At 39.9% G+C, this 21,346-nt stretch carries 17 protein-coding genes; 15 read left to right on the top strand and 2 right to left on the bottom strand.

Features of this window, described 5'->3' with window-relative positions; genetic code table 11:
- Window positions 1–127 precede the first annotated feature (127 nt).
- From xdhA to HRT55_RS04065, 12 genes are all read left to right on the top strand, one after another.
- On the top strand, window positions 128–1,597 hold the full coding sequence (gene xdhA / locus HRT55_RS04120; RefSeq protein WP_291619126.1) for a xanthine dehydrogenase small subunit: 1,470 nt from the start codon (window positions 128–130) through the stop codon (window positions 1,595–1,597).
- Window positions 1,597–3,999 (top strand): xanthine dehydrogenase molybdopterin binding subunit, encoded by a 2,403-nt coding sequence (gene xdhB, locus HRT55_RS04115; RefSeq protein ID WP_291619125.1) that lies wholly within the window; start codon window positions 1,597–1,599, stop codon window positions 3,997–3,999. Before xdhA ends, xdhB begins: the two co-directional genes overlap by 1 nt.
- Before the next feature lie 28 nt (window positions 4,000–4,027).
- Window positions 4,028–4,924 (top strand): xanthine dehydrogenase accessory protein XdhC, encoded by an 897-nt coding sequence (gene xdhC / locus HRT55_RS04110; protein WP_291619124.1) that lies wholly within the window; start codon window positions 4,028–4,030, stop codon window positions 4,922–4,924.
- A gap of 178 nt (window positions 4,925–5,102) precedes the next feature.
- On the top strand, window positions 5,103–6,458 hold the full coding sequence (allB, locus tag HRT55_RS04105) for an allantoinase AllB (RefSeq protein WP_291619123.1): 1,356 nt from the start codon (window positions 5,103–5,105) through the stop codon (window positions 6,456–6,458).
- Window positions 6,459–6,611: 153 nt separating this feature from the next.
- On the top strand, window positions 6,612–7,670 hold the full coding sequence (gene alc, locus HRT55_RS04100; RefSeq protein WP_291619122.1) for an allantoicase: 1,059 nt from the start codon (window positions 6,612–6,614) through the stop codon (window positions 7,668–7,670).
- A 66-nt stretch (window positions 7,671–7,736) separates the two neighbouring features.
- Entirely contained in the window at window positions 7,737–8,249 is a 513-nt protein-coding gene (gene uraD, locus HRT55_RS04095; protein WP_291619121.1) for a 2-oxo-4-hydroxy-4-carboxy-5-ureidoimidazoline decarboxylase, read from the top strand.
- 38 nt (window positions 8,250–8,287) lie between these two features.
- Window positions 8,288–8,629: a hydroxyisourate hydrolase gene (uraH, locus tag HRT55_RS04090; protein ID WP_291619120.1), complete on the top strand. Its 342-nt coding sequence runs from the start codon at window positions 8,288–8,290 to the stop codon at window positions 8,627–8,629.
- 112 nt (window positions 8,630–8,741) lie between these two features.
- Window positions 8,742–9,251 carry an ureidoglycolate lyase gene (locus HRT55_RS04085; protein ID WP_291619119.1) on the top strand — a complete coding sequence of 170 codons (510 nt, stop codon included), beginning with the start codon at window positions 8,742–8,744 and terminating at the stop codon, window positions 9,249–9,251.
- A 116-nt stretch (window positions 9,252–9,367) separates the two neighbouring features.
- Window positions 9,368–10,693, top strand: a complete 1,326-nt coding sequence (gene guaD, locus HRT55_RS04080; protein WP_291615453.1) for a guanine deaminase — start codon at window positions 9,368–9,370, stop codon at window positions 10,691–10,693.
- 224 nt (window positions 10,694–10,917) lie between these two features.
- Window positions 10,918–12,105, top strand: a complete 1,188-nt coding sequence (locus tag HRT55_RS04075) for a urate hydroxylase PuuD (RefSeq protein ID WP_291619118.1) — start codon at window positions 10,918–10,920, stop codon at window positions 12,103–12,105.
- A gap of 63 nt (window positions 12,106–12,168) precedes the next feature.
- Window positions 12,169–14,358 carry a malate synthase G gene (locus HRT55_RS04070; protein ID WP_291615450.1) on the top strand — a complete coding sequence of 730 codons (2,190 nt, stop codon included), beginning with the start codon at window positions 12,169–12,171 and terminating at the stop codon, window positions 14,356–14,358.
- A 244-nt stretch (window positions 14,359–14,602) separates the two neighbouring features.
- Entirely contained in the window at window positions 14,603–15,232 is a 630-nt protein-coding gene (locus HRT55_RS04065) for a TetR/AcrR family transcriptional regulator (RefSeq protein ID WP_291615449.1), read from the top strand.
- A 76-nt stretch (window positions 15,233–15,308) separates the two neighbouring features.
- Here HRT55_RS04065 and HRT55_RS04060 read toward each other — a convergent pair whose 3' ends face one another.
- The gene (locus HRT55_RS04060) at window positions 15,309–15,779 is read right to left on the bottom strand and encodes a hotdog fold domain-containing protein (RefSeq protein WP_291615447.1); all 471 of its coding nucleotides are present in this window, start codon (window positions 15,777–15,779) and stop codon (window positions 15,309–15,311) included.
- A 359-nt stretch (window positions 15,780–16,138) separates the two neighbouring features.
- Window positions 16,139–17,260 carry an alanine--glyoxylate aminotransferase family protein gene (locus HRT55_RS04055; protein ID WP_291615445.1) on the bottom strand — a complete coding sequence of 374 codons (1,122 nt, stop codon included), beginning with the start codon at window positions 17,258–17,260 and terminating at the stop codon, window positions 16,139–16,141.
- A gap of 187 nt (window positions 17,261–17,447) precedes the next feature.
- Between HRT55_RS04055 and HRT55_RS04050 the strand changes: the two genes are divergently transcribed.
- From HRT55_RS04050 to HRT55_RS04040, 3 genes are all read left to right on the top strand, one after another.
- Window positions 17,448–18,275 (top strand): outer membrane protein OmpK, encoded by an 828-nt coding sequence (locus HRT55_RS04050; RefSeq protein ID WP_291619116.1) that lies wholly within the window; start codon window positions 17,448–17,450, stop codon window positions 18,273–18,275.
- Between the two features lie 107 nt (window positions 18,276–18,382).
- Window positions 18,383–19,924 carry a hypothetical protein gene (locus tag HRT55_RS04045; protein WP_291615441.1) on the top strand — a complete coding sequence of 514 codons (1,542 nt, stop codon included), beginning with the start codon at window positions 18,383–18,385 and terminating at the stop codon, window positions 19,922–19,924.
- 157 nt (window positions 19,925–20,081) lie between these two features.
- Window positions 20,082–21,329, top strand: coding sequence for a malic enzyme-like NAD(P)-binding protein (locus HRT55_RS04040; RefSeq protein ID WP_291615439.1), 1,248 nt, complete (start codon window positions 20,082–20,084; stop codon window positions 21,327–21,329).
- Window positions 21,330–21,346 lie beyond the last annotated feature (17 nt).

Here is a 21,346-nt window from a genome sequence, read left to right as displayed (position 1 = left end):
ATCTGATGAAAAGCTAAAGTAACAAAAACTCAATCCTGACACTTGTGTCAACTATCCATTCTGCTATAGTAAATCCATACGAATATTCAAATCGACATAAAAAATCAAAATTAAAGCGGAAAGAATAATGGTAGCAAATACAATAAAATTCCTGTTGAACAACGATGTTGTAGAGATTGAAAACTTAGATCCTAATACGACTGTTTTACAATACTTACGTGAGCAACAATTTAAATCTGGCACAAAAGAAGGTTGTGCTTCAGGTGACTGTGGTGCTTGTACCGTAGTACTAGCTGAGCTAGATGCTGAAAACAGCAAACAACTTAACTACAAAGCAGTTAATGCTTGTATTACTTTTGTTGGTAACTTACACGGTAAGCAACTAATTACAGTTGAAGATTTGAAAGACGGCGCTAAGTTACATCACGCTCAACAAACTATTGTAGACAACCATGGTACACAATGTGGTTTCTGTACCCCTGGTTTTGTAATGTCTTCTTTTGCTTTACACAAACATAATCAAAACCCAAATCGTGATGAAGTTCTTGAAGCTTTAGCGGGTAACTTATGTCGTTGTACTGGCTACCGTTCTATTATTGATGCAGCTATCACTTCAAGCGAAAATACTGATGATGATTCTTTTGCTAAGCACTACCAAGACACACTTGCTACGCTTAACGAATTCACAAAATTACCAACACCAACATTAAATGGCAATGGTAATACTTATCTTGCTCCTCAAAACATTGATGAGTTAGCGACTGAACTAGTCAGAGAGCCTAAATCAACGTTACTTGCTGGTGGTACCGATTTAGCACTTTCAGTTACGCAAAACTTAGCCGTTGTTAAAAAGCTTGTTTATATTGGTAATGTTGCAGAATTAACTACCCTTGAAGAAACTGATACTGAAATCGTTATCGGTTCAGCAGTACCTTACAGCGAGTTTATCGATACTTTACACCATTACTACCCTGACTTAGGTGACATGATCGAACGTATTGGTGCAAAGCAAGTACGTAACACTGGTACTTTAGGCGGTAACGTAGGTAATGCTTCACCTATCGGTGATATGCCTCCTGCACTTATCGCTCTTGGCGCAACAATGACACTACACCTTAACGGCGTGGAGCGTACAATTTTAGTTGAAGACTATTTTGTTGATTACAAAAAGACTGTTCTGCAAACTTCTGAATTTATCAAATCAATTCAAATTCCTAAGCCTGTTGCGGGTCAAACACTTAAACTTTACAAGATCTCTAAACGTTTAGATGATGATATTTCTGCGGTATTAGCAGCGTTTTTCATCGAGCAAGATGGTCAAAAAATTACTAAGGTACGTTTAGCATTCGGCGGCATGGCTGCAATCCCTAAACGTGGTCCAGCAGCAGAAGCTGCATTATTAGGCAAAGATTTAACAAAAGAATCCGTAGCGCTAGCAAAAGCGGCGTTAGCAACTGACTTCCAACCTATGACTGATGTACGAGCTTCTGATAAGTACCGTATGACAGTTGCTCAAAACCTTATTGAAAAGTGCTATTTAGAGCTACAGAGTGCCCATACAAGAGAAGTTATTGAAACACGAGTGGTGAATTACTAATGCGTAGTCTTATTGATGTAAAAAAAGCCGTTACTAATAAAGTACAAACAAACACAGATAAAACAGTTATTAACGGTCAAGTTGGTATTGGCTTAGGTGGCGTTGGTCGCTCTAAAAAACACGAAAGTGCTGACAAACAAGTTGCTGGTGCAGCGATTTATGTTGATGACCGTCCTTCTCTTCGTGGCGAATTACATGCAGCGGTTGGTCAATCAACCATGGCACACGCTAACATCATTTCAATGGACTTATCTGCAGTTAAAGCTGCAGAAGGTGTTGTAAAAGTAATTACCGTTGAAGATGTACCAGGTCATACTGATATCGGTCCGGTATTCCCAGGTGACCCAGTATTAGCTATTGGTAAAGTAGAGTTTGTTGGTCAACCGCTTTTCGCCGTTGCAGCAACAAGTTTCGACCTTGCGCGTAAAGCCGTTAAACTTGCAAAAATTGAGTATGAAGAACTTGAAGCTGTACTTACAGTGAAAGACGCTTTAGCTAAGAAAAACTTTGTTCGTCCTCCACATAGTTTGAAACGTGGCGATTCAGACTCAGCTATTGCAGCTGCCGAGCATCAATTATCTGGTGAAATCAAAGTTGGTGGTCAAGAGCATATGTATCTTGAAGGCCAAGTTTCAACGGCAGAGCCTACTGAAGATGGTGGCATGAACATTTACACCTCTTCACAACATCCAAGTGAAGTACAAAAGTTAGTAGCTGAAGTACTTGATATTCCACTAAACAAAGTTTTAGTGGATATGCGCCGTATGGGTGGTGGTTTCGGTGGTAAAGAAACCCAAGCTGCACCGTGGGCATGTATTGCCGCTTTACTTGCTAATGAAACAAAACGACCTGTTAAGTTTAAGTTAGCTCGTTTAGACGATATGGTAATGACAGGTAAACGTCACCCATTTGAAAACAACTACACCGTTGGTTTTGACGAAAAAGGTCAAATCAAAGGCGTCAACATCGAAGTAAATGGTAACTGTGGTTACTCACCAGATTTATCTGATGCGATTGTTGATCGGGCAATGTTCCACTCAGATAATGCTTACTACTTAGACCAAGCAACTATTACCGGTAACCGTTGTAAACTAAACACTGTTTCTCATACCGCTTACCGTGGTTTTGGTGGTCCTCAAGGTATGATGACTATCGAATTAATCATGGATGAAATTGCTCGTCATCTAGGTAAAGATCCATTAGAAATCCGTAAAATTAACTTATACGGTAAAGATGAACGAAACGTTACCCATTATGATCAGACAGTTGAACATAACAACTTAAGCGAAATTATTGACTCATTAGAAGAAAGTTCAGATTACCAAGCACGTCGTCAAGCAATCACTGAATATAATGCTAATAGCAGCATACTGAAAAAAGGTATTGCCTTAACACCGGTTAAATTTGGTATTTCTTTTACTGTTCAGCATTTAAACCAAGCTGGTGCACTCGTTCATGTTTACACTGATGGCACAATTCACTTAAGCCACGGTGGTAGTGAGATGGGTCAAGGCTTGAATACTAAAGTAGCGCAAATTGTTGCTGAAGAATTCCAAGTTGATGTTGATACTGTTGCTTGTTCTGCTGCTCGTACTGATAAAGTACCAAACTCATCTCCTACAGCTGCCTCTTCAGGTACCGACTTAAATGGTAAAGCAGCTGAAGCGGCTGCTAAAACCATCAAACAACGTTTAATAGACTTTGCTTGTGAGAAATATGACGTTGAAGCTGGACAAGTTCAATTTGAAAACAACAATGTTATTGTTGGTGAGCAAACCTTTAGTTTTGCTGAGTTCTCTCAAATTGCTTACATGAATCGTGTTTCATTATCTTCTACAGGATTCTACAAAACACCTAAGATTCACTATGACCGTGCTGCTGGTAAAGGACGTCCATTCTACTACTTCGCCACAGGTGCTTGTGTTTCTGAAGTAATCATAGATACCTTAACAGGTGAGTACAAAGTTACCCGTACTGATATCTTACAAGATGTTGGTGCTTCAATTAATCCAGCGATTGATATCGGTCAAATCGAAGGTGCTTTTGTTCAGGGCATGGGTTGGTTAACTACTGAAGAGCTAGTATGGAATGAACAAGGTCGTTTACTTTCAAACAATCCAGCAACATACAAGATCCCAGCTATCAATGATGCCCCTGAAGACTTCCGCGTAGCCTTAGTACCAAATGCTCCAAATCCAGAGCGTACTATTTACAATTCGAAAGCAGTTGGTGAGCCTCCGTTTATGTTAGGTATAGCTGTTTGGTCTGCATTGAAAGATGCTATTGCTAGTGTCGCTGACTACAAAGTTAGTCCTAAGCTAGACACACCTGCTACACCTGAACGTGTGTTATTTGCTGTTGAAGCAGTTAAAGCATCAACCACAGCGGGTACGGCGAAGTAATTCGCCCTCAATAGGTAGGAATATCATCATGAAGTTAAATTGGACCGGTGCAGTTCACCAACTAAACAAACAAGGCAAAGCCTATGTTGTTGCCACAATTGTCGGTGTAACCGGTTCAACGCCACGTAATAGTGGTACCAAAATGGTGATAACCAATGAAGATATTTTTGACACTATTGGTGGTGGTCATCTTGAACATAAGGTGATTAAACGTGCTCATCAGTTGTTAACTAGCGGCGAAGCTTGTCAACAACTTGAGCATTTCCAGCTAGGTGCACAATTAGGTCAATGTTGCGGTGGTGATGCCAGCGTATTATTTGAGTGTTTTAGCGCTAGTGGTGCCAACATCATATTATTTGGTGCTGGCCATGTTGGTAAAGCACTAATCCCTATTCTAGCGGGTTTACCTTGTAGCATAACTTGGGTTGATAACCGCGCTGAACAATTTCCTGATGATATCGACAGTTATTCAAATGTCACTGCGATAGTTAGCGAAGAGCCTGCTGAAGAAGTGGCTGCTATGCCGGCAAACAGCTACTACATAGTGATGACACATAATCACCAGCTTGATTTTGAAATTAGTCATAATATTTTGAAGCGCGCTGATTTTGCCTATTCAGGCTTAATTGCTTCGGATACCAAATGGCGTCGTTTTCAACAAAGGTTCCAACACCGCGATATTGAAAAAAGTTTAGTTGATAAAATGAATTGCCCTATTGGTTTAGCACAAGTACAAGGCAAATTACCGATGGAAGTTGCCGTGTCGGTTGCTGGTGAAATCATTCAGCTTTATCAAGCACAATTGGCTGCCAATGCCATAGCCAACCCAAGCGCCAATAAACAAAAAAATGCCAAGCCAAAAAGCTCAAAACGCGGTATTGCTTGGCAAGAGTTAAAAAGCTTAGTCAACGAAGAAGTGAGCTAACAAACTCATAAGTTAGCTCAAGTAGAAGTTTAAATAAAAAATATGCTCGCACATATTTACTGACCTGAACTCGGTTTAACAAAGCGTTATTACCAATAAAGTTAATTAAACCGAGTCAGGCTCATTTTTTAAAACACATTTAAAACGTTCAGGTTTATCAATTTAGAGGAGTAGCAAGGTGACCCATTTTGCTCTACAAAGTACCCAAGTAGTGATTGCAGGAAAAATGCAAGCTGCTTGTATTGAAGTTAAAGATGAAGTAATCATTGCCATTCATAGTCACGGCGAAGCGCTAAGCTGCGAAGTTAAAGACTTTGGCGAACAAGTTATCATGCCAGGTCTAGTTGATTCACATGTGCATATTAACGAACCAGGCCGTACTGAATGGGAAGGTTTTAATACCGCAACCCAAGCAGCTGCTGCGGGTGGTATCACTGCTTTAGTTGATATGCCGTTAAACTGTATTCCAGTGACAACGACCAAAGCCGCTTTTCAAGAAAAACTCGACTCTGTGCACGATAAACTTTGGGTTGATTGTGGTTTTTGGGGTGGTGTCGTGCCACACAATATTGATGATTTAGATGATTTACTTGATGCTGGTGTTTTGGGCGTTAAGTCTTTTTTGATTGATTCAGGTATCGAAGAGTTTCCGCCTGTTACAGCGAAAGATATGCGTGCCGCTATGCCTATTTTAGCCAAACATGATGTGCCTTACTTGATCCACGCAGAGCTTGATTGTGGCCATTTTGATGATGTTGAAATCACCAAAGAATACAACTCGTTCTTAGCATCACGACCAAAGAGTTGGGAAAACGATGCTATCTCGTTAATGGTTGATATGGCTCGTGAATCTAAAGCTGCCGGTGATAACTGTAAAGTTCATATCGTGCACTTATCCTCTGATGAAGCATTGAGCACTATTGCACAAGCCAAAGCAGAAGGTTTACGTTTTACTGCTGAAACTTGTCCTCATTATTTAACCATTGCCTCTGAAAATATTCCTGATGGTAAAACGCTATTCAAATGTTGTCCGCCAATCCGTGAAAACAAAAACCGTGAACACTTATGGCAAGCCGTTAAAGATGGCCGCTTAGACTTTATCGTTTCTGATCACTCGCCTTGTACACCGGAATTAAAACATATTGATACTGGCGATATTGAAAAAGCCTGGGGTGGTATTTCAGCACTGCAATTTGGTTTATCGTTAATTTGGACTGAAGCCAAAGACCGTGGTTTTACCCTAGTGGATCTAGCACGTTTGATGTCTACTGAAACAGCTAAGTTTGCTGGCTTAGATGGTATTAAAGGCGCGATTAAAATAGGAAATCATGCTGATTTCTGTGTATTTGATCCAACTGTTGAATACACCATTACCACTGAAATGATCAAACACAAACACAACATTACCCCTTATGCGGGTCGTAAGGTGCAGGGTCAAGTAAACCATACGTTTGTCCGTGGCCATCATGTGTATCAACAAGATGAATTCATTAACACGCCAGTAGGCCGACCGCTACTTAAAGGTCAGCTGTAAGCGGTTGTTCGTATCACAAGGTACGAAGGTCAATAGTTAGACTTACCCGCGCGTTATTAGCAGGCATTAAAAACAAAAAAATAGAAGATAACTCACGCACGTTAACTCAGCCGAATAGGCTCAGCTAACGTAGCGTTAACAGGAGATGAAGTAATGGAAATAATTGAAGATTGGTTAGCACAAAATAAATTATCTGCCGAAGATGCAGTGCTAGAGCAAAAACTAAAAACACATTATGTTGATTTAGCCAGCGAAAAAGTTGGTGGCGAAACGCTTTCATGTAGTGATGATTTCTTTTCTGAAATGGAAAACTTATTAAAAGTTGGCCGTGGTATTTTCATCGAAGAGAAATTTACTGAACGTGGTAAATGGATGGACGGTTGGGAATCACGCAGAAGTTACGGTCGTAACAATGGTCGTGACTCTGATTGGTGTATTATCCGTTTAGGCATCAGTGGTGTTATCCGAGCTTTTGATATTGATACCAACTATTTCCGTGGTAACGCGCCAGAGAAAGTATCTGTAGAAGCTTGTGTAAGTGAAGTTCAACCAAATGAAGATACTGTTTGGCAAACTATTTTTGAAGCTACTGACGTTAAAGCTCATAGCCAAAACCTTTTTGAAATCTCAGACGACACGGCTTATACCCATGTTCGTTTAACTATGTTCCCTGACGGTGGTATTGCTCGTTTCCGCGTTTACGGAGAAGCAGATGTAAACTGGAATGATTTTGTAGACGGTGAACTAATCGACCTAGCTTCGATTAAAAACGGTGCAAAAGCATTATTAGTTTCTGATATGTTTTTCTCAGACAAAAACAACCTAATCATGCCTGGCCGTGGCGCCAACATGGGTGATGGTTGGGAAACTAAACGTCGTCGTGATCCAGGTCCAGATTGGTCAATTATTAAACTTGCCGCTACCGGTAGTGTTAACAAAGTCATCATTGATACTTGTCACTTTAAAGGTAATTTCCCTGATACCTTTATGCTTGAAGGTTGTATCAGCGATAGCGATGACTTCACTAAAGGCGCAGCCAGCGTAACTTGGTCGACAATTATTCCAAGTACTAAGTTATATGCTCATCGTGAACACTTATTCACTAAAGAAATCGTTGTTGAAAAAGATCAGCCTTTCACTCATGTACGTTTAAGTATCTTCCCTGATGGTGGTATTTCTCGTATGCGTGTTTTTGGTAACCGCCAAGGTTAGTTAACACGATTAGCAACGGCATTGACTAAATGCCGCTGCTAATTTGCAGTAAAGATTTAAGGAAACATGATGTTATTAGAAGATTTAAACCAATTACCAGCAGCTGATGCTAACCATACGTTTATGCAATGTTGTACTTCAAGTACTTGGGTAAACAACATGGTGGTAGCTCGTCCATTTGCTAATACGCAGGCTATAAAAAAAGCTGCTGATGATGCTTGGTTAGGTTTAACTGAACAGGATTATTTTGAAGCCTTTGAAGGTCATCCAAAGATTGGTGATGTTAGTAGCCTACGTGCTAAGTATGCCAATACCAAAGAATTAGCCGGTAACGAGCAAGGATTAGTAAAAGAAGCTAACGACACTGTGCTGGAAGTTCTTTCTCAAGGTAACAGCGATTACGAAGCAAAATTCGGCTTTATCTTTATTGTTTGTGCAACGGGTAAAAGTGCTCAACAAATGTCTGATTTATTGCAAGCTCGTTTACCAAACAGCCGAGCGCAAGAGCTTGTTAATGCTGCTGAAGAGCAAAGAAAAATCTTCCAACTGCGCATTGATAAAGCATTAGCTGAAAGCTAGCCCCCAACACCAGTTAAGATAAATTTTAAGGAAAGAATATGAGTCAAATTACTACTCACATATTAGATACAACCCGTGGTTTACCTGCGCAAAATGTTCCAATTACGTTGTTTGCTCAAGACGGCGAAGGCTGGAAAGAGATAAACGGCGGAGTTACTAATACTGATGGTCGTTTACCCGGTTTATTAGCTGATGATGAAAAATTACCAGCAGGTGTTTACCGTATGCATTTTGCCACGGCACAATATTTTGCCGCGAACAAAGAAGAAGGGTTTTACCCATACGTTGATATCGTTTTTGAAATTGATGCCAGCGGTACTCATTACCATATTCCATTATTGCTAACAGCATATGGCTACTCTACTTACCGTGGTAGCTAATCGCTCAGTATCAATAATCTGCTTTTTAGTAATAGCTAAGTAGCACTTAACTAGTAGATAGCAACAGTTTCAAGACAGTAGAAAAATATTAACCGTTAACAGAGAGATTAAGATGACCAGTAAAATCATTAATGTTGTACCCCAAGAGCTAACGGCAGAGAAATTCTCAGCTTACGGGGATGTTATTTCAGTGTCCGAAAGTGCTGAACATTTCGCCATTAATGATGGCCACACCATGCGTTATCATAATCTTGCTGACGTTGATGTTGCTGAGCAAGAGGGTAAAACCTTGATTAATATTTTTCGTTCCACCCCGCTGGCTTTTCCTTTACCTGTCGAAATGATGGAACGCCATCCTTTAGGCAGCCAAGCATTTATTCCTACGGGCAAGCAACCCTATGTAGTTGTTGTTGCCCCCAAAGGCGAGCTTGATACTTCAAAAATTGAAGTATTTCTAGCGACAGCAGAGCAAGGCGTTAACTACCATAAAGGTACTTGGCACCATTTCTGTTTAGCGTTGAATGAAGTTAGCAACTTTTTAGTTGTTGACCGTGGCGGTGAAGGCGATAACTGCGATGTTGAAAAACTCGACGGTTCAATCGTTATCACGCTAGCAGGATAATCAATAATTTGATTCACCTTGATGAATCGGATTATAAAAAATAAATTAATTTAGTGCAGCTAGTATAAATAGCAGCACAAATAGATAGCAATAAAATAAGTAATAGGTTTACCAATATGTCTAATAATATTTCAAACAGTTCTTCAACTAACACAGGTACCAAAGCGTACCGCGGTGAGATACTGCATTTTTTAGCCGACCCGGCGAAAGTATCTGAAGAAGATAGTTACCAATATTTTGAAGATGGACTTTTAGTCATCAAAAATGGCTTAGTTGAAGCGGTAGGTAATGCGCAGGAATTACTAGCAACACTCTCAGCAGATATTAAGGTTACTCAATATGACAATGGCCTAATCATGCCTGGCTTTATTGATACTCATGTACATTATCCACAAGCTGAGATGATTGCTTCTTACGGTGCGCAATTACTTGAGTGGTTAGAAAACTACACCTTCCCAGAAGAAAAACAATTCGCTGATATTGAACACGGTAAACGTGTTGCTGAATTTTTCTTAACACAACTATTAGATGCTGGTACTACTACGGCCTTAGTTTTCGGTACAGTACATAAAGAGTCTGTTGAAGCCTTCTTCACTATTGCTCAACAGAAAAAATTACGTATGATTTGTGGTAAAGTTTTGATGAACCAAAACTGCCCTGATGACTTACAAGATACCACAGAGTCAGGCTACGTAGACAGCAAAGCATTAATTGAAAAGTGGCATAACACCGACCGTTTACTTTATGCGGTTACCCCTCGTTTTGCACCTACTTGTTCAACTGAGCAATTAAACAAAGCCGGTGAATTATTAAAAGAATTCCCTGATGTTTACCTGCACACTCACCTTTCAGAAAACAAAGACGAAATTGCTTGGGTAAGTGAGTTATTCCCAGACAGTGACGGTTACCTAGATGTTTACGACAAAAGCAGCTTATTAGGTCGTCGTAGTGTTTTTGCTCACGGTGTACATTTACATGACCATGAATGTCAGCGTTTAAGTGATACCAATTCAGCTATTGCCTTCTGCCCTACTTCAAACCTATTTTTAGGCAGCGGTTGTTTTAATTTAAAACAAGCTGAGGAATTCGATGTAAATGTAGGTTTAGGTACTGATATCGGCGCAGGTACGAGCTTCTCAATGTTAACGACATTAAATGAAGCTTATAAAACTCAACAGTTACGTGGCGATAAATTAAGCCCGTTTAAATCATTCTACCTAGCGACTTTAGGTGGCGCGGTTGCTTTAGATTTAGAAGGTACTATTGGTAACTTTACTAAAGGTGCTGAAGCTGACTTTATCGTACTTGATTACCAAGCGACACCGCTAATGGCAAGACGTATTGCCCGCTGTAAAACCTTAACAGAAAAACTATTTGCCTTAAGTATATTAGGTGATGATAGGCACGTTAAAGCCACCCATATCATGGGAGAACGCATTTAATTCACTAAGGTAAATTAAAGCGCTTCACTTACTACAGGCGAAGAAGCTAATAAAAATACCAGTACTACATATAACAGAAAGTTGCCTAGCTGGGTCTAAGGCAACATCGCTTAAGAGAAAAGAGTTATTCAACACGCTATTGAGTAAAGCTATTTAGATAAAAATTTAGTTAATCATAAAATTATAAAACGTCGACTTCGAGTAGGCGTACAAAAGGAAAGACTATGGACCCGTATATTACAGATTGGCTAAACTTAGCCATTCGCTTTGCACATGTTGTTACAGGTATCGCCTGGATTGGTGCTTCATTTTATTTTGTTTGGTTAGATAACCATTTAGAAACGCCACCGGATTGGAAAGCAGAAAAAGGTATTTCAGGTGACCTTTGGGCTATCCATGGAGGTGGTTTTTACGAAGTCGCTAAATACAAACTCGCTCCAGAAAAAATGCCAACACTTTTACATTGGTTTAAGTGGGAAGCATACACAACTTGGATTACAGGTTTCTTCTTATTAGTACTAATGTTTTATGTTGGTGCTGAAACTTACCTGATCCCAACGGGTTCTGATATGACTCAAATGCAAGCAATTGCATACGGTCTAGGTACTATTATTGTTGGTGTTGGTGCTTATGAAGTGCTAGTTCGTACTAAACTTAAAGATCACGGTTTAATTCTAGGTATTATCTTATTAGCACTTGGTACAGCGTTATCTTACGGCTTAATGCAAGTATTTAGCCCACGTGGTGCTTACATGCATATGGGTGCTGTTATGGGTACAATCATGGCTGGCAACGTATTTTTCGGTATCATGCCTTCACAACGTGCACTAGTTAAAGCCGTTGAAGACGGAAGTAAGCCTGATTCAAAATATGGTTTAAATGCTAAGTTACGTTCTACCCATAATACTTACATTACCTTACCGGTAATTTTCATCATGATTTCTAATCACTACCCAATGACATATAACCACAATGCTGGTTGGATTGTATTAATAGCACTTATCTTAATTGGTGCTGCGATCAGAGAGTATTTCGTACAACGTCACTTTGGTAGAAACAAGCCTATGCTTATAGTTGGTTCAATTGTTGCAACAATTGCTTTAGCTTATGCTATTGCACCTGCAAAACTTGAAGCAACTCCAGAGCAACTAGCACAAAAAGTGACTATCGCTGATGTGCAAACAATTGTTGAACAACGTTGTAGTGCTTGTCATAGCGAAAATAACACCGATGATATCTTCCAAACAGCTCAAGGTGGTGTGCTCTTTACTGATGCAGCTTCAATTGAGCAATGGGCACCAAGAATCAAAGCGCGTGTAATCGACAGCAAAGATATGCCCTTTATGAATAAAACCAAAATGACTGACGAAGAGCGCTTAATCTTGTCACTTTGGTTAAACCAAATCAAATAAGCTTAAAGAACATTATTTGAATTGGTATTGAGCCAAATGAAAGATAAAGAAAAAGGATAAGAAATGAAGCAAAAAACAATCAAGCATGGTTATAAAGTTGCAGGCTGTTTATTTAATTTAGTAAATAATGAAGTGTTACCGGGTATTAGTATTACTGCCGATCACTTTTGGGATTCTGTTGCCGACGTTTTAACTGAGTTTACCCCGCGTAATCAACAGTTATTGACAAAGCGCGCGAGTTTACAAGCGCAAATTGATACATGGCATACGGATCCTGCCAACCAACCTTTTAATCAACCGAGCTATGAGTTGTTTTTAAAAGAGATAGGTTATTTGGTAGAAGAACAAGCTGATTTCACTATCTCAACCAAGAATGTCGACGACGAGGTTGCCCGCATTGCGGGCCCTCAACTCGTTGTACCCTTGATGAATGCTAGATTTTCTCTCAATGCAGCCAATGCTCGCTGGGGAAGTTTGTATGATGCTTTATATGGCACTGATGTTATCGGCGACGATAACGGTGCTAAAGCAACTAAACAATATAATCCTGCTCGTGGCCGTAGAGTTCAATCTTACGCCCGTAGATTCCTTGATGAATCCCTGCCACTAAGCAGTGGTAGTCATATCAATGCGGTTCGTTACCATATTGAGAACAAGACCTTTACTGTCACCCTATTATCAGGTGAAAAAGTTCAACTAAAAGATGCTACACAATTTGTTGGCTACACTGGCTCTACGTTATACCCGACTGCATTATTATGTCGCCATAACGGTTTACATATTGAAATTCAGATAGATAAAGACCATATCGTTGGTAAAACTGATGCTGCTTCTGTTAAAGATGTGGTATTAGAGTCTGCGTTAAGTACTATCCAAGATTGTGAAGACTCTATTGCCGCCGTTGATCCAATGGATAAAACTTTGGTATATCGCAACTGGTTAGGTTTAATGAAAGGTGACCTTGCAGAGAGTATTCAAAAAGGTGATAAAACCATTACCCGTACATTGAATGGCGATCGTAGCTATTTATCTCCGACTAAAGAAGCCTTTACTCTTCCAGGCAGAAGTTTACAATTTATCCGTAACGTCGGCCATTTAATGACGACTGATGCAATTGTTAACGAAAATGATGAGAATGTTCCAGAAGGTATTGTTGATGGTTTAATTACCAGCTTAATATCTTTGCACGACCTACAAGGTAACTCTAAGTTTACCAACTCTAAAGCAGGCAGCATTTATATTGTAAAACCTAAAATGCATGGCCCAGAAGAAGTAGCTTTTAGTCACGATTTATTCAGCGCGGTCGAACGTGTATTAGGTTTAGAAGAAAATACCATTAAAATGGGTATTATGGATGAAGAACGTCGTACCTCTGCTAACTTAAAAGAGTGTATCCGCGCCGCCCAAGCCCGCCTTGCTTTCATCAATACTGGCTTTTTAGATCGTACTGGTGATGAAATACATACCAGTATGTTAGCGGGTCCGGTTACACAAAAAGAATTAATGAAACATGAGCCTTGGATTGAAGCTTACGAAAACAGAAATGTTCGCATTGGTTTAAAAGCCGGACTGCAAGGTAAAGCGCAAATTGGTAAAGGCATGTGGGCTATTCCTGATGAAATGGCGAATATGGTGCAGAGCAAAATCGCCCATCCACAATCAGGTGCTAACTGTGCCTGGGTGCCATCGCCAACTGCTGCTACTTTACATGTAATGCATTATCACAAGGTCAATGTTCAAGAAATACAATTTGCTATGCAAGCTGAATTTGCCAAGCCGGGCCATACTGATGATTTAACTGATTTGTTAACCATTCCTTTATTAAAGAACCGTGAACAATTATCAGCTGAAGAGATCCAGAAAGAATTAGACAATAACATTCAAGGTCTACTAGGTTATGTTGGTCGTTGGGTAAACCAAGGTGTTGGCTGTTCTAAAGTACCTGATATTGATAACGTTGCTCGTATGGAAGATAGAGCTACCTTAAGAATTTCTAGTCAACATGTCTGCAACTGGCTGCACCATGGCATTATTACTGAATCACAAGTAAATGAATCACTGAAACGCATGGCTGTTATTGTTGATGAGCAAAACGCTAGTGATGCTGGCTACAGCCCAATGGCAACTAACTTTGACCACTGTATTGCTTTTAAAGCCGCGACTGATTTAATCTTTCAAGGTAGAAAGCAACCCAGCGGTTATACCGAGCCGTTATTACACAAAAGACGTCTGGAAGTAAAAGCAGCGCATTAATATTAATAGCTCAACACTTGACCAGCAATGAAAAGCAAGATGACTTCACCACTAAGTCATCTTGCTTTTGGCTTTCTAGCTTTTACTAACATTTACTGCATACTTTCTACTACAGCGATGCCCCAACCATGATCTAGAGCAATTTATAAAAATTAATCATTCCATTTACAAGAAAGCTATGGCTGTCGATTGCAACTTGTTATAAAGTTATTTCCTCTACTATAAATGAAGTTATGAGGTATCTGTGCCGGTAAAAAAAGAGTCTGTCGGACAAGTTCGTCAAAAGAACGTCGCGCTTATTTTAACTGCAGCCAAAACAGAGTTTGTTACTCACGGTTTTAAAGGCGCATCTATTAAACGCATTGCCGAACGAGCCAATATTCCCAGAGCAAACATTCATTATTATTTCAATGATAAAACTGACCTTTATCAGCAATTGCTTACCGAGATTATTGTCAGCTGGAATACTAGCTTTGATACCTTAAGTGTTGATGATGACCCGAAAACGATTCTTACTGCTTATATTCATGAGAAAATCATGCATGCTAAACATGATCCTGATGGCTCTAAAATCTTTGCCAGTGAAGTTATTCACGGAGCGCCTATTCTTAAAGACTATTTACATACAGAATTTAAGCAATGGTTAGATGAAAAGATTTCCGTAATAGAGACCTGGATTGAACAAGGCCAAATAGACGCCATTAACCCATATCATTTGTTATTTCTTATTTGGAGTTCAACCCAGCATTATGCAGATTTTAATGTGCAAGTATTGGCTGGCTTTGGTAAAGAGGCGATGAACGATGATGATTTTGATGAAGTCGTTGCATCACTTACCAGCATTATCTTGAAAGGTTGTGGTTTAACTAAGTAACTGAAATTATCTTTTAGTTACTTAGCTTAGTGGGTAAGCCGCCAGCCCAACAGCGGTTTGTTAATTAGGCCACTGGTCATACTGTTGGCTTTTCAGATATCCAAAGTTTAATATTCCCCTTAACTACCACAATGTTATTTTCATCATAAGCGGTGATGTGCACCAGCATATCACCCGGCTGCCAGTCTTCTTGGTTTACCTTGGCTACACAGCGAATATCGCTACCTGCTTTGGCGGTGTAATCTACCGTCATGCCTTTTGGGATCCAACGAAGATGTTTGGGAATTGAAGCTTCTGCCATTACCCCCATAGCCATTTCTAAACCATTACAAATGGCTATCACATGCACTGTTTTTATATGGTTAAAAACCTTTCTCTTCTTTTTGATAAGACAAGTGCACTGGTTAGGCACTAATTCTGATATTTTAGGGCTAATAGTGGCAAAATAAGGCGCGACTTGACTGACGATAATGGAGAATATTTTTTTGCCAAAGGGATACTTTTCAAATTTATTGTAGGTCGATAAGGTTTTATTAATCTGAGTCATCGTCGAAATTATAAGGTGAAACGGTAATGATTAACTTATCATTCGGCGAACTACTCCACAAACAATTGCCTACTATTTTTAGTATTACCGCCGTGAATATCATTATTGAACGCTCATTTAAAGCTGCGTTCGAAGTTAGTTAGCATTTCAACATGTAGAAAAAACCGTTACCGGGAATTTCATCATATAAAAAAAGTTCGCGACAATATCAAATCCATCATTCTTATTCCATATTATGAAATAAATCGCCAAGATAACGGTCATAAAAAGCTGTTTAGATTTCACTATGCGAAAAAAAAGACCACCGAAAGGTGGTCTTTTTTCATTAATAAAACTATTTATAGCGTTTTATTGTGCCTTTATTGATTCAAGGCATCTTTTAATGCTGATAAACATAAGGCAACATTTTCACTTTTAGCCCCATGTCCCATCAAACCAATGCGCCATGCTTTACCAGCAAAGGCACCTAAACCTGCACCTATTTCAAGGTTGTAATGCTCTAGTAAGTAGTTTCTTACCTTAGCATCATCAGCGCCATCAGGAATGTAGATAGCGTTTAACTGAGGTAAGCGCTCTTCTTTAGGTACGATAAACTCAATACCTAATTCTTTCAGACCTTTAGCTAACACTTCATGCTGTTCTCTATGACGTGCCCAGCTATTTTCTAGACCTTCATCATGTAGCATTATCAAGGCTTCATGCAGTGCATATAAAGAGTTTACTGGCGCAGTATGATGGTAGCTACGCTTACCTTTACCAGACCAATAACCCATAACTAACGTTTGGTCTAAGAACCAGCTTTGTATTTTAGTTTTACGGTTTTGTACTACTTCTACGGCCTTAGGGCTGAAAGAGATAGGCGAGATACCTGGCACACAAGACATACATTTCTGAGTACCTGAATAGATAGCGTCAATGCCCCATTCATCCACTTTAAGCTCAATACCACCTAATGATGTTACAGCATCAACAATTGTTAAACACTCGTGCTCTTGGGCCAATTTACATAGGGCTTGAGCGTCTGACACTGCACCCGTTGACGTTTCAGCATGAACAAAGGCTAAAAACTTAGCATCTGGATGATCATTTAATGCCGCTGCTACCTTGTCAATTTCAACAGCTCGACCCCAAGGAGAGTCAACAACTATAGCCTCTGCGCCAATTCTGGTAACGTTTTCAATCATGCGTTCACCAAACACACCATTGCGACAAACAATGACTTTATCGCCAGCTTCGACTAAGTTTACAAAACATGCTTCCATACCTGCTGAGCCCGGTGCTGATAAAGCAATGGTGAATTCATTTTTGGTTTGGAAAGCATATTGTAGTAAGGTTTTCACTTCATCCATCATATTGATAAATAAGGGATCAAGATGACCAATAGTTGGTCTAGACAGCGCAGAAAGTACTCGTGCACTTACATCTGAAGGGCCAGGGCCCATTAAAATTCTTTGCGGCGGATTAAATGATTTAAACGTCATATTACTTTACCTTCTATTTTAGTTTTAATTTTTTGTTGTGTTTACAAAACAACCTGATGTATCTTAGTTAATCGCAACCTGACACATGTGTCAAGTTACGGAAAATTGTGACATACGGACATTTTTAAAAAAATTAAAACAAAAATCAATATAACTATTAAAAATAAATTACATTAAGAGAGACACTATGAATATGAAAGCATCACTTACCGCACTTGCATTAACTGCAGCATTATCTGCACCAATGGCATCTGCAGAAACCTGGAGCAATACCGAAGTTCAAATTCAAGCACTAGGTGAATTAGAACGAGTGGGTACCGGTGGCACCGCGGATACTACCATCATCACCTTCCAACATGCTGGCGGTTGGGAATACGGCGATAACTTCTTCTTTATGGATTACTCACGTTACTCAGTGAATAACGATGCTAACTTCCCTGTATCCGACTCAAGTGAGCTTTATGGTGAGTGGTATTCAAACTTTAGTTTAGGCGCGATCACGGGTAATGACCTCAGTTTTGGTCCGGTAAAAGATATCGGTATAGTCGCAGGTTTTAACTTCGCTCCTGAAGTAAACAGTGCTTGGGTATTACCGGGTGTGAGATTTGCACTAGACCTACCTGGTTTTGCTTTTGCGCAAATAGATGTAACTGGTTATATCCATCAAGGTGGTGGCAGTGCAGATTCTCCGGTCTTTACCGTAGTTGATGAAGACTCTAGTTTTATGGTTGATTTTTCTTGGGCTTATCCATTTAAAATTGGTTCTACAAGCTGGAGCATTGAAGGTCACTTAGAGTATATCGATGGCCGTACCCAAGTTAATAACTTTGGCACTACCGAGTTAGAATCATGGATTCTATTTCAACCGCAAATTCGTTTGGATTTAGGTGAAGTATTAGGACAAAAAGCACAACGTTTATTCGTTGGTATTGAATACCAATACTGGAAAAATAAACTAGGTGAAAAAGGTACTGATGATAATGCAGCACAGCTTCTTGCTGTATGGCGTTTCTAATAGGCTAATAGCCTATTTAATCGCGTAAATTAAAAACAAACTGCGCTATTATTACTCATTATCGACAGCGGTTAATAGTAGCAATAGCGCACTTACAAGGGGGAACTATGAATACAGAAAGTAGCGAATACAAACTTTTTCATCGAAGTGATCTCAGTGCCTTTTGGGCGCTTTTTACCGATAACTTAACCAACCTTATTGTCTTAAGTGGTATCTGTAAGTTTGTTTTTAATATGCCAACTGAGATTGTCTTTGGCCGCATCGTACCCGGTGCAGCCATTGCCATTCTTGCCGGCGTGGTTGTCTATACCTTAATGGCAAGACGTTTAGCGGCCAAAACTGGCCGAAACGACGTAACTGCTTTGCCTTACGGTATTAGTACACCGGTAATGTTTGTTTACTTATTTGGTGTTATTGGCCCTATTTATTGGGCAACTCAAGATGCTGAACTTGCTTGGCAAGTTGGTATCGCCGCTGGTTTTATTGGTGGTATTGTGGCCGCATTTGGTGCCATTGCTGGACCATTTCTAAAACGTGTTACTCCACGTGCTGGCATGTTAGGCACACTCTGTGGTATTGCTTTAGTATTTATTGGCAGCGTTTCCTTAGCCAGTATTCTAGAAAGCCCTGTGGTAGGTTTTGCTTCTCTGATGATTATCATTTGGGGTTTAGTCGGACAGTTTAAACTACCGTTCAATTTACCCGCTGGTTTAGCGGCATTGATAGTAGGTACCGTTATCGCTCTCATCATGGGCGAAACGTCAATTAGCTTTGAAGGAGTCGCCTTTAATCCTCCTGTTCCCTATTTTGGCGATTTAATTATTGGCTTACAGCATTTATTTAATCATATGGAATTGTTTTTAGTACTCATTCCTGTGCAAATATATAATTTTATTGAAACCATGAATAACGTTGAGTCAGCAGAATCTGCTGGCGATGAATATCCGGTAGCGGTTTGTCAGGTTACCGACGGTGTTGGCACCATGATTGGCGCACTTTTTGGCTCGCCTTTTCCAACAACGGTTTATATTGGCCACCCGGTATATAAAGCGATGAAAGCCCGTTGTGGTTATGTACTTGGTGTCGGTATCGTCTTTTTCTTAGCGGCAACTTTTGGTCTATTGGCTTTTTTAAGTAACCTTATCCCGTTATCTGCCGCCGCACCTATTTTAGTTTTTGTTGCCATATCACTGATATCACACAGCGCTACTAGTGTTAAAAAGTCTCATATTATTGCCATCATACTCGCCATGATGCCGCATGTTTCCAGCTTTATTATGGTCAAGTGGGGTTCAATGATGAATGCCCTGCGTGATGTTGGCGCGCAAAATTTACCAAATTTAACCGACCCTGCAATGGTAATCGCCATGTCACAACAAGGTGCACACTTGCTAGGTCATCAAGCCTTATCACAAGGAGCCATTATTACTGGCTTAGTGTGGGGTTCAATTGTCGCTAATGTTATTGATGCTCAGTTCAAACATGCCGGTTGGTTTTCAATCGCTGCTGCCATAATGGCATCTATTGGTATCTTGCACTCAGCAACTCTGCATATGCCGCACCTAACCGGTATTGTCGGAGGTTACCTGATGATAGGTGCTTTTTTACTAATTTATCCGAGAGTTACGGAAGTGAAGTCCACGATGTAATTTTCATAATAAAGTTCCTGAACAACAGTTTCTGAACAATAGCGTCATAACAACAAGTTTTATTGGTATTCGGCATGCTACCCCCAACCGGCATGTTGAGTACCTCCCTTTATTTATTACAACTCCTTAATCTTATAACTATAAAAGTAGGTCACACATGTCTGATTTTAAACAAGCAGCACTGGATTATCACGCCTTGCCAACTCCAGGTAAAATTGCCGTAGCCATCACTACACCCGCCGAAACAAGTGCCGATTTATCGCTAGCTTATAGCCCTGGTGTCGCCGAGCCTTGTCGAGAAATCGCCAAGAACCCAGAAGATGTTTACAAATATACCGCTAAAGGTAATACGGTTGCCGTTATCTCCAATGGTACTGCGGTATTAGGTTTAGGTAATCTTGGTCCAATGGCTTCAAAACCAGTAATGGAAGGTAAAGCGTTATTATTTAAACGGTTTGCTGACATTAACTCTTTTGATATTGAAGTAACTCATAAAACTACCGAAGAGTTTATCAATACGGTTGCCTGTATTGCTGATAGCTTTGGTGGCATCAACTTAGAAGATATTAAAGCACCAGAGTGTTTCATTATTGAAAAAGCATTAATCGAACGTTGTAAGGTTCCAGTATTTCATGATGACCAACACGGTACAGCTATCGTAACAGCTGCTGCAATGATCAACGCACTTGAAATTCAAGGCAAGAAAATTGAAGACGCTAACATTGTTTGTTTAGGTGCTGGTGCAGCCGCTATCTCTTGTATGGAATTGTTAATTCAATGTGGCGCAATGCGTGAAAAAGTCTACATGTTAGACACTAAAGGTGTAATTCATACTCGTCGTAGTGATTTATCTGAATACAAAACACGTTTCGCTAATAACACTGACAAAAGAACATTAGACGACGTTATTGAAGGCGCGGATGTGTTCTTAGGTTTGTCTGGTCCTAACTTACTTAGCCCTGAACAGGTTTTAAAAATGGCTGATAACCCGGTTATATTCGCTTGTTCTAACCCAGATCCTGAAATTAAGCCTGAACTTGCTCACAGTGTAAGAAGTGATTTAATTATGGCGACTGGCCGCTCTGATTACCCGAACCAAGTAAACAATGTCTTATGTTTCCCGTTTATTTTCCGTGGTGCTTTAGATGTTCGCGCTCGTAAAATTAACAACGAAATGAAAATTGCTGCCGTACATGCCATTAGAGAACTTGCTAAGCAAGAAGTACCTGAAAGTGTGTTAAAAGCCAGTGGCGAAACAGCCTTATCTTTTGGTAAAGGCTACATAATCCCTCGCCCAATGGATCCTCGCTTATGTAAGGATGTTGCCTTAGCCGTTGCTAAAGCCGCAGTAGACTCTGGCGTTGCTGCACTACCGTTACCTGATAACTATATGAATGATGCTTAAGCCATTTTCTTATATGA

The organism is Colwellia sp. (assembly GCF_013214175.1).
GTDB lineage: Bacteria > Pseudomonadota > Gammaproteobacteria > Enterobacterales > Alteromonadaceae > Colwellia.
Note: the sequence above shows the minus strand (reverse complement) of the source record. Positions and strands in the feature narration are given on the sequence as shown.